The sequence below is a fragment of the Burkholderia sp. LK4 genome (assembly GCF_001043615.1).
GTDB classification, from domain to species: domain Bacteria; phylum Pseudomonadota; class Gammaproteobacteria; order Burkholderiales; family Burkholderiaceae; genus Burkholderia; species Burkholderia cepacia.
The window spans coordinates 161,803-176,770 of the sequence record NZ_LDUL01000010.1; the positions used below are offsets into that span (position 1 = coordinate 161,803).

The 14,968-nt window shown below is 67.5% G+C and carries 13 protein-coding genes and 1 tRNA gene; 7 read left to right on the forward strand and 7 right to left on the reverse strand.

Translation table 11 applies throughout. From position 1 onward, the window contains the following. Positions 1-84: 84 nt before the first annotated feature. Positions 85-552, reverse strand: a complete 468-nt coding sequence (locus tag VK92_RS42810; RefSeq protein WP_230953670.1) for a hypothetical protein — start codon at positions 550-552, stop codon at positions 85-87. A 24-nt stretch (positions 553-576) separates the two neighbouring features. Then, positions 577-663, reverse strand: a tRNA-Leu gene (locus VK92_RS06300). 235 nt (positions 664-898) lie between these two features. Here VK92_RS06300 and hpnD point away from each other — a divergent pair. Then, positions 899-1,732 (forward strand): presqualene diphosphate synthase HpnD, encoded by an 834-nt coding sequence (hpnD, locus tag VK92_RS06305; protein ID WP_048020981.1) that lies wholly within the window; start codon positions 899-901, stop codon positions 1,730-1,732. A 13-nt stretch (positions 1,733-1,745) separates the two neighbouring features. On the opposite strand, the gene VK92_RS06310 is transcribed toward hpnD, so the two are convergent. From VK92_RS06310 to VK92_RS06320, 3 genes are all read right to left on the reverse strand, one after another. Beyond that, positions 1,746-2,954 (reverse strand): DUF1501 domain-containing protein, encoded by a 1,209-nt coding sequence (locus tag VK92_RS06310; RefSeq protein ID WP_027787148.1) that lies wholly within the window; start codon positions 2,952-2,954, stop codon positions 1,746-1,748. Between the two features lie 67 nt (positions 2,955-3,021). Beyond that, positions 3,022-4,524 carry a DUF1800 domain-containing protein gene (locus tag VK92_RS06315; protein ID WP_042975615.1) on the reverse strand — a complete coding sequence of 501 codons (1,503 nt, stop codon included), beginning with the start codon at positions 4,522-4,524 and terminating at the stop codon, positions 3,022-3,024. Positions 4,525-4,663: 139 nt separating this feature from the next. Continuing rightward, positions 4,664-4,942: a hypothetical protein gene (locus VK92_RS06320; protein ID WP_011352385.1), complete on the reverse strand. Its 279-nt coding sequence runs from the start codon at positions 4,940-4,942 to the stop codon at positions 4,664-4,666. A gap of 258 nt (positions 4,943-5,200) precedes the next feature. Between VK92_RS06320 and ompR the strand changes: the two genes are divergently transcribed. The 4 genes from ompR (at position 5,201) to VK92_RS06340 (ending at position 8,679) form a co-directional block, all read left to right on the forward strand. Next, a complete protein-coding gene (gene ompR / locus VK92_RS06325; RefSeq protein ID WP_006478565.1) occupies positions 5,201-5,935 on the forward strand; it encodes an osmolarity response regulator transcription factor OmpR in 735 nt (244 codons plus the stop codon). Positions 5,936-5,975: 40 nt separating this feature from the next. Beyond that, on the forward strand, positions 5,976-7,337 hold the full coding sequence (locus tag VK92_RS06330) for an ATP-binding protein (protein ID WP_021160387.1): 1,362 nt from the start codon (positions 5,976-5,978) through the stop codon (positions 7,335-7,337). A gap of 189 nt (positions 7,338-7,526) precedes the next feature. Next, entirely contained in the window at positions 7,527-8,075 is a 549-nt protein-coding gene (locus tag VK92_RS06335; protein ID WP_006478563.1) for a peroxiredoxin, read from the forward strand. A gap of 76 nt (positions 8,076-8,151) precedes the next feature. Next, entirely contained in the window at positions 8,152-8,679 is a 528-nt protein-coding gene (locus VK92_RS06340; RefSeq protein ID WP_011352388.1) for a carboxymuconolactone decarboxylase family protein, read from the forward strand. A gap of 135 nt (positions 8,680-8,814) precedes the next feature. On the opposite strand, the gene ispF is transcribed toward VK92_RS06340, so the two are convergent. Together ispF and ispD are read right to left on the reverse strand one after the other, a co-directional pair. Continuing rightward, entirely contained in the window at positions 8,815-9,300 is a 486-nt protein-coding gene (gene ispF / locus VK92_RS06345; protein WP_021160386.1) for a 2-C-methyl-D-erythritol 2,4-cyclodiphosphate synthase, read from the reverse strand. 28 nt (positions 9,301-9,328) lie between these two features. Continuing rightward, on the reverse strand, positions 9,329-10,039 hold the full coding sequence (gene ispD, locus VK92_RS06350; protein WP_021160385.1) for a 2-C-methyl-D-erythritol 4-phosphate cytidylyltransferase: 711 nt from the start codon (positions 10,037-10,039) through the stop codon (positions 9,329-9,331). Between the two features lie 107 nt (positions 10,040-10,146). Between ispD and mfd the strand changes: the two genes are divergently transcribed. Continuing rightward, positions 10,147-13,617, forward strand: coding sequence for a transcription-repair coupling factor (gene mfd / locus VK92_RS06355; protein WP_048020979.1), 3,471 nt, complete (start codon positions 10,147-10,149; stop codon positions 13,615-13,617). 115 nt (positions 13,618-13,732) lie between these two features. After that, on the forward strand, positions 13,733-14,953 hold the full coding sequence (gene argE / locus VK92_RS06360) for an acetylornithine deacetylase (protein WP_021160382.1): 1,221 nt from the start codon (positions 13,733-13,735) through the stop codon (positions 14,951-14,953). The last annotated feature ends 15 nt before the right edge of the window (positions 14,954-14,968 follow it).

Consider the following 14,968-nt stretch of genomic DNA (forward strand, 5'->3'; position numbering starts at 1 on the left):
GCGCCGCGAGTCGGGTGACGCGCGGCGCTTCGTCGGGCTTGTTCTGGATAACGCGGCGAGCCCCTCGACTCGCCTGCGCGCCGGTCACAGGCCGGGACGCGGGCACGGATTGGAGACCGCGCCCTGATACCCACCGGTGACGGCGCCCAGCACGGCGCCGGCCAGCGACGTGCCGAGCGCTTTCAGCACGTTTTCGGTCGACGGCGACTCGCCGCCCGACATCACCCGCCCCGAGTACGCAGAGCACGCCGACGTCGATGCCGCCGCGTGCAGCGGCCTGGCGCTCCATGCGACGTTGTCGGCAGGTGTATTGGCAAATGCCGGCGCGGCCAGCATCAGCGCCAGAACGGAAATCGGGATGCGTACGGTGTTTTTCATCGGTGGCCCCTCGGTGTTGTCGTACTTGCTGTATTCGATCGCGCTGACGATGTTACACGCGGCCGAATTCGAGGGTGCACTCCTCGCACGCGCTGCACGTCCACGAACAAGACGGGCATCAACAAAAAAAGCGCTGCGGTCAGCCGACCGGCAGCGCTTTTTCGGGAACAGCACCCTGACGAGTGCTTGTTCGACTTCTGGTGCGTGAGGCCGGACTCGAACCGGCACACCCTTGCGGGCGTCAGGACCTAAACCTGGTGCGTCTACCAATTTCGCCACTCACGCGCATTTTTCGTCGCCTGACTACGCGGCACGCAAGCTGCGTTGCCGCGCGCCCGGGACATCGCGCCGGCCTCGAGCCGGCACGCCCGATCAGGCGAGCGCGAGATTCTACCCGATCCGGGCGGCGTTGTCTCGCCCCGCCGGCACCCGTCGTGCGGCGGTGCTAGAATGCCGCGCTCGACGTTTCGGCAACGCGCCGCCGCGCGTCCCCCGAACCCGCCCCCACACGATTCCGCCCGTGAACTTCGACGACTACTGTCAGCAAAAGGCCGCCCCTGCGGGCTCCAGCGTCTACTACGCGCTGCGTCAGGCGCCGCTCGCCACGCAACCGCGCCTGACCGCGCTGTTCGCGCTGCGCCGCGAACTCGAGGAAACCGTCAAGGAAACCAGCGACCCGACCGTCGGACACACGAAGCTCGCGTGGTGGCACAAGGAACTCGCGGCGCTGGCCGACGGACAGCCGTCGCATCCGGTCACGAAGGCACTCGCGCAGCATCACCCCGCGATCGTCGCCGAAGCCGACGCGTTGCGCACGCTCGTCAACGGCTACGGGATGGATCTCGAACAGGCGCGCTACCTCGATTTCGCGAATCTGCAGCGCTACATCGCGCAGGTCGGCGGCACCTTCGCGTCGCTGGTCGCGCGCGCCAGTTCAGCCAACCCGGCCGACCCGCAGCCGTGGGCCGCGGACGCCGGCCGCGCGCTGATGCTCGCGCAGTTCGTGCAGGAACTCGGCAACGACGCGCGCCACGGCCGCATCTACCTGCCGATCGACGAACTGCAGCGCTACAACGTGACGGCGGCCGACCTGCTGAACCGTCGCTACAGCCCGGCGTTCACCGAGCTGCTGCAATTCCAGACGGCACGGGCGCGCGAAGCGCTTGCGGGCGCCGAAGCGGCGATCCCCGCATCCGGGCGCCGCGCACAGCGCACGCTGCGCGCGCAGATCGCACTGGCCGGCGCGCTGCTCGACGAAATCGAGCGCGACGACTACCAGGTGTTGCACCAGCGCATTGCGCTGACGCCGATCCGCAAGCTTTGGATCGCGTGGCGCGCCGCGCGCCGCCGCTGAACGTCACGACGCGTCACGCCTTCAACAACGGCAGCGTGTCGAAGCGCTGCTGCAGCACGCGCGTCGCATCGAGCCCCCACCACGGCCCGAGCACGGTCGCATAAAGCTGGCGGAAATCGACCGCGACCGGCAGGTTGCCGTTGCCGTCGAGCCGCCCGAGCGCCGGCGGTGCGCCGTACAGCCCGCCGGCCACGCGACCGCCCATCACGAAATGCGGCGCGGCCGTGCCGTGATCGGTGCCGTTGCTCTGGTTCTCCCGCACGCGCCGCCCGAATTCCGCATACGTCATCACGAGCGTCTGGTTCCAGCGCCCGAGTTCGATCAATGCGCCGCGCATCGCGCTCATCCCTTCCGCAAACTGCTTGAGCAGCGCGGCCTGCTGCCCCGGCTGGTTCTGGTGCGTGTCGAAGCCGTTGAGCGTCAGGCGCAGCACCGCGACACCATCCTGCGCGCCGGGCCCGGACGCTTCGCACGCGGCCAGCACCTGCATCGCGGTCTTCACCGACGTGCCGAACGCGCCGGCCGGAAACGCCGTCCGGAATTCGCGCATCCCGCCGCGCGGGCGCAGCCGGTCGGCGGCCTTCACGATGTCGTTCTCGACGTCGATGATGTGTGCGAGCGCAGGGTTCTGCTCGCGCAGCGACGACGGCTCGGCGAGGCGGGCCGCACGGATGAACTGCGCGGGATTGACCAGCGCGATCGCGCGCGCGCCGTTCGCGAGCGGCCCCATCTCGGCGCTGCCGAGCACGACGCCGTCAGCCGCGAACCCGGGCGGCACCGGCGCCTGCGCGAACGTCCGCGTGAGCCAGCCTTCGTGCAGGTACTGGTCGGAGCGTGACGCGGTATCCCAGATCTCGATCGAGCGGAAATGCGACAGGTTCGGCTGCGGATAACCGACGCCCTGCACGACCGCGACCTGCCCGTCGCGCCACAGCGGCATCAGCGGCGCGAGCGACGGATGCAGCCCCGTGTGCGCGTCGAGTTGCAGCACCTGCTCGCGCTTGATGCCGATGCTGCGCCGGAACTGGTAATACAGCGGATCGGCATACGGCACCACCGTGTTGAGGCCATCGTTGCCGCCCTTCAGCTCGACGAGGATCAGCACGTTCGCATACCCTGCCGCCGGCTGCCGTCCGGTGGCAGCCATCGCGGGCGCCTGCCACAGCGACACGCCGGCTGCGGCCGCGGCGCCCGTCAGCGTCAGAAAATCACGTCGGTTCATCGCGCATCCTTTGGTTCGCCGCCCGGCACCTTTGCCGCGCCGGCTCCCCGCTTCATCGTCGTTCGAATCATTTCAGTTGATAGGCCGGGTCCATCAGCAGCGCCTCGAGATACGCGCTGCCGGTCGAATCCGTGTCGATCGCCGCGACCGGCGAAAGCTGCAGCACCGCGTGCTGCAGCTGGAGCTCGGTCGACAAGCCCGCGATCGCCTGCGGCCGCGCGCGATATTGCGCGAGCCAGCGTTCGAGGTCGAAACGCAGGCCGCCGCGCGCGGGCCTGGCAGGCGCCGCGCGCATGCCGGCGGCGGACGCCGCATCGACCACCGGCATCGCGTGCGCGCGGACATTCGGCGGCGGCACCGTCGCACGCGCCGGCGGGTGCATGCCGGCCGTCTCGGTCGCGCGGAACAGTTGCTCGACGAACTGCTTGCGCGCAAGCAGCGTGGTGCTGTTGATCCACAGCGCGCCGCCCGGCCAGCCCTTCACGTTCGGCGGATAGAACAGGTTCTGCCCGAGCGTGCGCACGGTGTTCGCAAGCATCTGCGGATCGCCGTACGCAACGTCGAACAGCCGTACCGAGCCGACGACGAATTCCGCCGGCGACTTGACGAGCACGCCGCGATTGCGCGGGTCCCAGAAGGCGTCGGTCGACCACAGTGCGGCGAGCGCCGCGCGAATGTCGTAGCCGCTCGAGCGAAACCGCTCGGCCACCGCATCGAGCGCGCCCGGATCGGGCGTATCCGACACGAACTCGCGCCACAGCTTGCCGGCGATGAAGCGCGCGGTACCGGGCCGCTTCAGCAGGATGTCGAGAAAGCCGTCGCCGTCGAACGGCCCGGTTTCGCCGAGGATCGTCTTGTCGCCCGCATCGTGCCATTCCGGCCGCACCTCGAAGCGCAGCGTGTCGGGATCGACCGTCCAGCCCGTCATCGCGCGCGCGGCTTCGGTCACGTCGTATTGCGTGTAATGCCCTTCGCCGAGCGTGAACAGCTCCATCACCTCGCGTGCGAAGTTCTCGTTCGGGCGGCCCTTGCGATTGCTCGCGCCGTCGAGATACTGAAGCATCGCCGGATCCTTCGCGACCGCGTGCAGCAGCACGCCGAAGTTGCCGAGCGCCTCGCGGCGAAACAGCGCGTTCTGCGCGGCCATCGTCTGCGGGTAAGGCACCTTGTCCTGCCCCGACGTGAAGTGCCCGTGCCAGAACAGCGTCATGCGCTCGGTCAGCGGCGACGGCGTGACGATCATCTCGTTGATCCAGGCCGCGCGCAGCGCATCGTAGCGGACATTGCGCTCGCGCTGCTCGTCGCGCCGCATGTCGGGGGTCAGCGCCTGGCGTTGCGCGCGCGTCGGCGGCAACTCGGCGATCCAGTCCGGCCACGTCGTGACGGGCTCGCGCCGAACACTGCCGAGCGTGTCGGCCACGACCTGCGCGCGCGTCATGCCGACGATGCGCGCGACATCGGCGGGCGCGGGAGAAAAACCGGTACGGCTCAGGAAAAACAATGCATCGTCGGCGTCGAGCGGCGACTGCATGGCGGGCGACGGCGCCGGTGCGGCAGCGTTCGCTTTCATCGTCATGGACTCCCGGTGCGCACCGGCGGTGCGGATGCCGGTACAACGGCAATCGGCAGGCGAAAGTTGACGGAAAAATTGCTACGAATCTTTTCCGCGCGATGGATCGCGTTGTGATCCGCAGGGCGAAGACGGCGCGTCAGCGCTTGTACAGCTCGCGAACGGCGTCCTCGATGTGCTGGCGCAAAAGGTGGCGCTCCTCGGGCGTCATGTGCCCGTCGCGGCGGCGCTGTTCGAGATCGGGAGGCACGGCGGAACGAACCGTCATCTCGGCGGTACGATCCGACTGCGGCGCTTTGCCGCGCGGCAGCTTGCGCGACGATGCGCCCTGCTCGGGGCGCTGCGCATACGCGAAGTTCGACGCATACGGACCGGCGAGCGCGATCGTCAGCATCAGTGCAATCCGGGCAGATCGCATGACCGTCCTCGCTTCTTTGGTCGATTTGTTCCCTTCGTCACGCGGCAACCGGTTACCTCTGGTACTTGAAAAACCCTGCGGAATTCGGGTGTGCAAAGATGAATGATGGAGTGCAGGGGAGTATCTACCGAATTTCGGCTTCGAGTAAAGGAATCTCTATAGCCTGCCTTTACTCGGCGCGACACTACGGGTAAATTTTGTAACCGACTGTAACGCGCGAAAATACGCGGCCGTGCGTCAATTCCCATTCGCGATAAGATGCCGATCATGGAAACGAAAAACCCCTCCAAGATTCTCGTCGTCGACGACGACCCGCGCCTGCGCGATCTGCTGCGCCGCTATCTCGGCGAGCAGGGTTTCAATGTCTACGTCGCCGAAAACGCGACCGCAATGAACAAGCTCTGGGTCCGCGAGCGTTTCGACCTGCTCGTGCTCGACCTGATGCTCCCGGGCGAGGACGGCCTGTCGATCTGTCGCCGCCTGCGCGGCAGCAACGACCGCACGCCGATCATCATGCTCACCGCGAAGGGCGAGGACGTCGATCGCATCGTCGGCCTCGAGATGGGCGCCGACGATTACCTGCCGAAGCCGTTCAACCCGCGCGAGCTCGTCGCACGCATTCATGCAGTGCTGCGCCGCCAGGCGCCGGCCGAGCTGCCGGGCGCACCGTCGGAAACCACCGAGGTGTTCGAGTTCGGCGAGTTCTCGCTGAACCTCGCGACCCGCACACTGACGAAATCCGGCCAGGAAATTCCACTGACGACCGGCGAATTCTCGGTGCTGAAGGTATTCGCGCGCCATCCGCGCCAGCCGCTGTCGCGCGAGAAGCTGATGGAGCTCGCGCGCGGCCGTGAATACGAAGTGTTCGACCGCAGCCTCGACGTGCAGATCTCGCGCCTGCGCAAGCTGATCGAACCGGATCCGGGCAGCCCGCGTTTCATCCAGACCGTCTGGGGCCTCGGCTACGTGTTCATCCCGGACGGCGCCGCCTGATCTTTTTCCTTTCCGGTTTCGCCCGCCCACGGCCCGTCCCATGCGTATCGACCGGCGCCTCCTGCAGCTCGCGTTCGGCGGGCTGTTCTGGCGCACCTTCCTGCTGATCGCGCTGCTGATCTCGGTCAGTCTCGCCGCGTGGTTCCAGAGCTTTCGTGTGATCGAGCGCGAGCCGCGCGCGCAGCGCGTGGCGCTGCAGCTCGTCGCGGTCGTGAAGCTCACGCGCACCGCCCTGCTCTATTCCGATCCCGACCTGCGGCGCGCGCTGCTGCAGGATCTCGAGAGCAACGAGGGCGTGCGCGTGTACCCGCGCGAAAAGACCGACAAGTTCAAGCTGCAGCCCGACGAATCGCTGAACCGCCTGATCGAGCACGACATCCGCAGCCGCCTCGGCGACGATACCGTGATCGCACAGTCGGTCAACGACATTCCCGGCGTGTGGATCAGCTTCAAGATCGACGACGACGATTACTGGGTCGCGCTCGACCGCGACCAGCTCGACAACGTCACGGGCCTGCAGTGGGCCGGCTGGGGGTTGTTCGCGCTCGCGCTGTCGCTGTTCGGCTCCGCGTTCATCACCAGCCTCGTGAACCGGCCGTTCTCGCGGCTCGCGCTCGTCGCACGCCAGGTCGGCTCGGGGCAGGCGCCCGACCCGCTGCCCGAGCGCGGGATGGGCGTCGCGGCCGACACCAACCGCAGCTTCAACCAGATGGTGCGCGACCTCGAGCAGCTCGAGGCCGATCGCGCGCTGATGCTCGCGGGCATCTCGCACGACCTGCGCACGCCGCTCGCGCGGCTGCGGCTCGAGACCGAGATGAGCCCGTCCGACCAGGCGACCAAGGACGCGATGGTCGACGACATCGAGCAAATGGATCGCATCATCGCGGCCTTCATCGACTACGCGCGTCCGACCCAGCGCAAGCCGGAGCCGGTCGACCTGTCGTCGATCGCGCACGAAGTCGCCGCGCGCGTGTCGGGCGAGGACGGCGTCCAGATCCGCACGCGGCTCGCGCCGAACGCCGTGATCGAAGCCGACGAGACCGACATGCGCCGCGTGATCGGCAACCTCGTCGAAAACGCGCGCAAATACGGCCAGAGCCGCGACGACGGCGTGTCGCGCATCACGCTCGAGACGCGCGTGACGCACGCGCGCGTCGAGTTGTCGGTGAGCGACGAGGGCCCCGGCATCCCCGAGGACCAGCTGCCGCTCGTGATGCGGCCGTTCTATCGCGTCGACACGGCGCGCACCAAGGCGGACGGCACGGGGCTCGGGATGGCGATCGTGCTGCGCCTCGTCGGCCGCTATCGCGGTGCGCTGCGCCTGCGCAACCGCAGCCCCGACGCGGGCCTCGAAGTCACGCTCGAATTCCCCGGCGCCGGCAAGGCACGTGCGACGGCGTGACGCGCTCGCGTACGCCTGCCGCCCTTCACACTATCGATCCGGTTGAAAAAAACTATGGATGGCGTTAGTCAAAATCTATTGAAGCGCCTTGCTAATAGTGTTACAGTCCCACCCATGCTGTCACACCATCGTTGCAGCACCGAGGTAGCTTGACTCAGTCTTCTTCCCAACTCATACAGGAGTATCCGCATGAAAACCGTTGGCGATAAACTCGAAGCTTTCACCGTCGTGGCCGCGAAGCCGGGCTTCAACAACCACGAAGAAAACGGCCAGTCGGCATTCGAGACCGTCACCGAAGCGTCGTTCCCGGGCAAGTGGAAGATCATCTACTTCTACCCGAAGGACTTCACGTTCGTGTGCCCGACGGAAATCGTCGAATTCGCAAAGCTCACGAAGCAGTTCGAAGAGCGCGACGCCGTTCTGCTGGGCGGCAGCTCGGACAACGAATTCGTCAAGCTCGCATGGCGCCGTGAGCACAAGGACCTCGACAAGCTGAACCACTACTCGTTCGGCGACGTCAAGGGCGAGCTGATCGACCAGCTCGGCGTGCGCGACAAGGAAGCCGGCGTGGCCCTGCGTGCAACGTTCATCGTCGATCCGGACAACACGATCCAGCACGTTTCGGTGAACAACCTGAACGTCGGCCGCAGCCCGGAAGAAGTCCTGCGGATTCTGGACGGCCTGCAAACGGACGAACTCTGCCCGTGCAACCGTGCAGTCGGCGGCGCAACGCTGTAAGCGCATCGATGCACGAAGCCCGCGGCGCACGTCCTGCCTGCGGGCTTTTTTAACGGCCAACCCATAGGAGATATCAATGGAATTCATCGATTCGATTAAGGCACGTATTCCCGACTACGCGAAGGACATTCGCCTGAACCTCGACGGCACGATCTCGCGCTCGTCGCTCGAAGGCACCGACGCTGTCGGCGTCGCGCTGGCGGCGGCGATCGCGGCGAAGAGCACGGTGCTCATCAAGACGATCCGCGAAGCCGGCGTCCTGTCGCCCGAAGAAACGAACGCCGTGCTGACGGCGGCCGCGCTGATGGGGATGAACAACACCTGGTATCCGTATGTCGAGATGGCCGACGACGCCGACCTGAAGACGCAACGCGCCGAACTGCGGATGGGCGCGTACGCGACGCACGGCGGCGTCGACAAGCGCAAGTTCGAGATGTACGCGCTCGCCGCGTCGATCGTCGGCAAGTGCCACTTCTGCGTGAAGTCGCACTATGCGCTGCTGAAGAACGAGCAAGGGATGACCGTCACGCAGCTGCGCGACGTCGGCCGTATCGCATCGGTGATCAACGCCGCCGCGCAGGTGATCGCCGCCGAAGGCGAATAAGCGGTTGCGCCGCGCGCACCGGCGGCGATGCCGGGAGCGACGCCCGCTTCAAACGGAAATGCCACGCATCAGCGTGGCATTTCCGTTTCCGCGGGACGGCGTGCGGCGCGAACCACGCGCCGCCACGGGCAACCGTCAGCCGCCCTGCTTCACCAGCAGCGCGGCGGCCTGCGCCTCGATCCCTTCGCCGCGGCCGAGATAGCCGAGCTTTTCGTTGGTCTTCGCCTTCACGTTCACGCGATCGAGCGGCAGCCCGAGATCGGCCGCGATGTTCGCGCGCATCCCGTCGATATGCGGTGCCAGCTTCGGCGCCTGGGCGATCACGGTGCTGTCGACGTTCTGGATCGTGAAGCCGGCCGCCTTGATGCGGGCCGCGCACTCGCGCAGCAGCACGCGGCTGTCCGCGCCCTTGAATGCCGCGTCCGTGTCGGAGAAGTGGCGGCCGATGTCGCCGAGCGCCGCCGCGCCGAACAGCGCGTCGGTGATTGCGTGCAGCAGCACGTCCGCATCCGAGTGGCCGAGCAGGCCGCGTTCGTACGGAATCGTCACGCCGCCGATGATGAGGGGGCGCCCCTCGACGAGCTGGTGCACGTCGTAGCCTTGTCCGATTCTGAAATCCATGCGTGTTCCGATAAAGAAGGGGTGAAAGTCAGGAGGCGTTCGCGGGGCGCGCGAGGATCGCTTCCGCGAGCGCGAAATCTTCGGGGTACGTGACCTTGAAATTGCGCAGGCTGCCCTGCACGACGCGCGGCGTATGGCCGGCCCATTCGATCGCGCTCGCTTCGTCGGTCAGGTCGTGCCCTTCGCGCTGCGCGCGCAGGATCGCCTCGCGCAGCATGCCGATGCGGAACATCTGCGGCGTCTGCGCCTGCCACAGCGCGTCGCGCGACTCGGTGCGCGCGATCGCGTCGCCGCCGGCCGGCACGCGCTTGAGCGTATCGGCCACCGGCAGCGCGACGATGCCGCCGACCGGATCGTCCTTCAGCGCCGCGACGAGCGTGCGGATCAGCTCCGGCGTGATACCCGGGCGCGCGGCGTCGTGCACCAGCACCCAGTCCTGGTCGGTCGCGCCGAATTCGGCCAGCTCGAGCAGCCCGTTCAGCACCGACGCCTGGCGCGAGCCGCCGCCGCAGCGGCGCACCGCGAAGCGCAGGCCCGCGAAGCGGCGCGCGTCGAAATGGGAATCGTCGGGCGCGAGGACGACGAGCGTCTGCGCGAATTCGCTGCACGCGTCGAACGCGGCGAGCGTGTAGTGCAGCAGCGCGCGGCCGGCCAGCGTGCGGTATTGCTTCGGCACGGCCGAGCCGGAACGGCTGCCCGTGCCGGCACAGGGAATCAGGGCGAAAAGTCGGGGAGTCACGAAGGGAAACGCCGGAAAGATGAAATCGAGAAGCGGATTTTATAATAGGTCTTTCGTCTCGACCGGCGCACCGCGATGCGCCCGTGCACGCCACCCCTGTCGTCCCTATGCCAGATAACGCTTCCACCCCGTCCGCCTCGCCCATTGCCCGCGTCAAGTCCGGCCAGCGTTTCGCCTTCGACGGCGCGCATGGTTCCGCCGACGCGCTCGCCATCGCCCGTTATCTCGCCGACAACCGCCAGGACGTGCCGCTCCTCGCGGTGATCTGCGCGAATGCGGTCGACGCGCAGCGGCTTTCGCAGGAAATCCGCTACTTCTCGCCCGACGCCCGCGTGCGCCTGCTGCCGGACTGGGAAACGCTGCCGTACGACACGTTCTCGCCGCACCAGGACCTCGTATCGGAGCGTCTCGCGACGCTGCACGATCTCGGCGAGGGCCGCTGCGACATCCTGCTCGTGCCCGCGACCACCGCGCTGTACCGGATGCCGCCCGCGTCGTTCATGGCCGCGTATACGTTTGCATTCGCGCAGGGCGAGCGGCTAGACGAGGCGAAGCTGAAGGCGCAGCTCACGCTGGCCGGCTACGAGCACGTGAGCCAGGTCGTGCGGCCCGGCGAATACTGCGTACGCGGCTCGCTGATCGACCTGTACCCGATGGGCTCGCCGCTGCCGTACCGGATCGACCTGTTCGACGACCAGGTCGACTCGATCCGCGCGTTCGACCCCGACACGCAGCGCAGCCTCTACCCGGTGCGCGACGTGCGCCTGCTGCCCGGCCGCGAGTTTCCGTTCGACGAAGCCGCGCGCACGGCCTTCCGCAGCCGCTGGCGCGAGACGTTCGAAGGCGACCCGAGCCGCGCGCCGATCTACAAGGACATCGGTAACGGCGTGCCGTCGGCCGGCATCGAGTATTACCTGCCGCTGTTCTTCGACGAAACCGCCACGCTGTTCCACTACCTGCCGCAGGATGCGCACCTCGTGTTCGCCGGCGATCTCGACGCGTCGATCCGCCGCTTCACGGCGGATACGAAGCAGCGTCATGCGTTCCTCGCGCACGATCGCGAGCGGCCGATCCTCGAACCGCAGCGCCTGTTCCTGTCCGACGAGGATTTCTTCGCGTTCGCGAAGCCGTTCGCACGCGTCGTGCTGCCCGCGCAGCCTGCCGGCGGCTGGGCGACGGCGCTGCCCCAGCTCTCCGTCGATCGCCATGCCGACGATCCGCTCGCGTCGCTGCGCACGTTCGTCGAATCGTCCGGCAAGCGCGTCCTGCTGACCGTCGAATCGGCCGGCCGTCGCGAGACGATCCTGCAACTGCTCGCCGAACACCATCTGCGCCCCGCGTCGAACGACCACTTCGCGGGCTGGCTCGAGAGCGACGAACGTTTCGCGCTCGGCGTCGCGCCGCTCGCGAACGGCTTCGCGGTGCCGGGCGAAGGTTACGCTGTCGTCACCGAGACCGAGCTGTACGGCGCGCTCGGCCGCCGCGCGGGCCGCCGCCGGCAGGAACAGGCCAGCAACGTCGACGCGATGGTGCGCGACCTGTCGGAACTGAAGGTCGGCGACCCGGTCGTCCACGCGCAGCACGGCATCGGCCGCTACATGGGCCTCGTGTCGATGGACCTCGGCGAAGGCGAGACCGAATTCCTGCATCTCGAATACTCGGGCGACAGCAAGCTCTACGTGCCGGTCGCGCAATTGCACGTGATCTCGCGCTACAGCGGCGCCGATCCGGACAGCGCGCCGCTGCACGCGCTCGGCTCCGGCCAGTGGGAACGCGCGAAACGCAAGGCCGCGCAGCAGATCCGCGATACGGCCGCCGAGCTGCTGAACCTGTACGCGCGCCGCGCGGCCCGCGAAGGCCACGCGTTCTCGCTCGATCCGCGCGACTACGTGAAGTTCGCCGAAAGCTTCGGCTTCGAGGAAACGCCCGACCAGGCGGCAGCCATCGCGGCCGTGATCGGCGACATGACGAGCGGCAAGCCGATGGACCGCCTCGTGTGCGGCGACGTCGGCTTCGGCAAGACCGAGGTCGCGCTGCGCGCCGCGTTCATCGCGGTGCTGGGCGGCAAGCAGGTCGCGCTGCTGTCGCCGACCACGCTGCTCGCCGAGCAGCACACGCAGACCTTCGCCGACCGTTTCGCAGACTGGCCGGTGCGGATCGTCGAGCTGTCGCGCTTCAAGACGACGAAGGAAGTGAACGCGGCGATCGCGCAGATCAACGAAGGCAGCGTCGACATCGTGATCGGCACGCACAAGCTGCTGTCGTCGGACGTGCAGTTCAAGCGCCTCGGCCTCGTGATCATCGACGAGGAACACCGCTTCGGCGTGCGCCAGAAGGAAGCGCTGAAGGCGCTGCGCGCGGAAGTCGACGTGCTGACGCTCACCGCGACGCCGATTCCGCGCACGCTCGGGATGGCGCTCGAGGGGCTGCGCGACTTCTCGGTCATCGCGACCGCGCCGCAGAAACGCCTCGCGATCAAGACCTTCGTGCGCCGCGAGGAAGAAAGCGTGATTCGCGAGGCGATGCTGCGCGAACTGAAGCGCGGCGGCCAGGTGTACTTCCTGCACAACGAAGTCGAGACGATCGAGAACCGCAAGGCGATGCTCGAGGCGCTCGTGCCCGAGGCACGCATCGTGATCGCGCACGGCCAGATGCACGAACGCGAGCTCGAACGGGTGATGCGCGATTTCGTCGCGCAGCGCGCGAACGTGCTGCTGTGCACGACCATCATCGAGACCGGCATCGACGTGCCGAGCGCGAACACGATCATCATGCATCGCGCGGACAAGTTCGGCCTCGCGCAGCTCCACCAGTTGCGCGGCCGCGTCGGCCGCTCGCACCACCAGGCATACGCGTACCTGCTCGTGCACGATCCGCAGGCGCTGACCAAGCAGGCGCAGCGCCGGCTCGAAGCGATCCAGCAGATGGAGGAACTCGGTTCGGGCTTCTATCTCGCGATGCACGACCTCGAGATCCGCGGCACCGGCGAGGTGCTCGGCGACAAGCAGTCGGGCGAGATCCACGAGATCGGCTTCCAGCTCTATACCGACATGCTGAACGACGCGGTGAAGGCACTGAAGAACGGCAAGGAACCCGACCTCACCGCCCCGCTCGCCGCGACGACCGAAATCAACCTGCATGCGCCGGCGATCCTGCCGGCCGACTACTGCGCGGACGTGCAGGAGCGGCTGTCGCTGTACAAGCGGCTCGCGAACTGCGAGCACGGCGACGCGATCGACGGTATCCAGGAGGAACTGATCGACCGCTTCGGCAAGCTGCCGCCGCAGGCGCACGCGCTGGTCGAGACGCACCGGCTGCGGATCGCCGCGAAGCCGCTCGGCATCGTGAAGATCGATGCGAGCGAGGCCGCGATCGGGCTGCAGTTCGAGCCGAATCCGCCGATCGATCCGATGCGGATCATCGAGATGGTGCAGAAGCACCGGCACATCAAGCTGGCGGGACAGGACAAGCTGCGGATCGAGACGCGCTCGCCCGACCTCGCGATCCGCGTGTCGACGATCAAGGAAACGCTGCGCGCGCTCGCCCCGAGGCAGGGCGCGGTGGCCGCGGCGCGCTGACGGATCGTGACGCGGTACTGACGGCCGCGCCGATGCTGCACCGCACTGCGCGCGGCGCGGGCGGGCCGGCGCGTTTTTGAGTATGATTTTCGCATTCATCAGACGGAGTTTTGCCATGTCCACTCTCGACGCCACGGCGCCGTCCACCGACACCCAGGGCGACGCGTCGCTCGTCAGCCTGCCCTGGATCAAGCAACTGGTGTCGATGGACACGACGAGCCGCGTGCCGAACCTCGGCCTGATCGAAACGGTGCGCGACGCGCTCGCCGCGAAAGGCATCGCATCGACGATCACGCACGATCCACGCGAGGGCTGGGCGAACCTGTTCGCGACCGTGCCCGCGCACGACGGCTCGACGAACGGCGGCATCGTGCTGTCGGGGCATACCGACGTCGTGCCGGTCGACGGCCAGCAATGGGACAGCAACCCGTTCGCGCCGGAAATCCGCGACGGCCGCCTGTATGGCCGCGGCACCTGCGACATGAAGGGTTTCATCGGCGCCGCGCTCGCGCTGCTGCCCGAGATGCAGGCGACGAAGCTCGCGAAGCCGATCCATTTCGCGCTGTCCTACGACGAGGAAATCGGCTGCGCCGGCGCGCCGCTGATGATCGCCGATCTCGTCAAGCGCGGCGTGCAACCGTCGGGCTGCATCGTCGGCGAGCCGACCAGCATGCGGCCGATCATCGCGCACAAGGGCATCAACGCATACCGCTGCTGCGTGCGCGGCCACGCGGCGCACTCGTCGCTGACGCCGAAGGGGCTGAACGCGATCGAGTATGCGGCGCGCCTCATCTGCCACATCCGCGACATCGCCGACCGCTTCCGCGCCGAAGGCCCGTTCGACGCGCTGTACGACGTGCCGTTCACGACCGCGCAGACGAGCACGATCCAGGGCGGCAACGCGATCAACACGGTGCCGGCCGAGTGCCGCTTCGACTTCGAATTCCGCAACCTGCCGACGCTCGATCCCGAGCAGATCTTCACGCGCATCGAAGCGTATGCACGGGAAACACTGCTGCCGCAGATGCTCCGCGAGCATCCGAATGCCGCGATCGAATTTTCGAAGATCGCCGCGGCGCCGGGCCTCGACGCAACCGAACAGGCCGCGATCACACAACTCGTGCGCGCGCTGACGGCGGACCAGGACAAGCGCAAGGTCGCATACGGCACCGAGGCCGGCCTGTTCGAGCGCGCGGGCATCCCGAGCGTCGTATGCGGGCCCGGCAACATCGAGCAGGCGCACAAGCCGAACGAATATGTCGAGCTCGCGCAGCTCGCCGGCTGCGAGCAGTTCCTGCGCAAGTTCATCCGCAGCATGTCGGTCGACGCGCACTGACTGCCTCCCGCCACG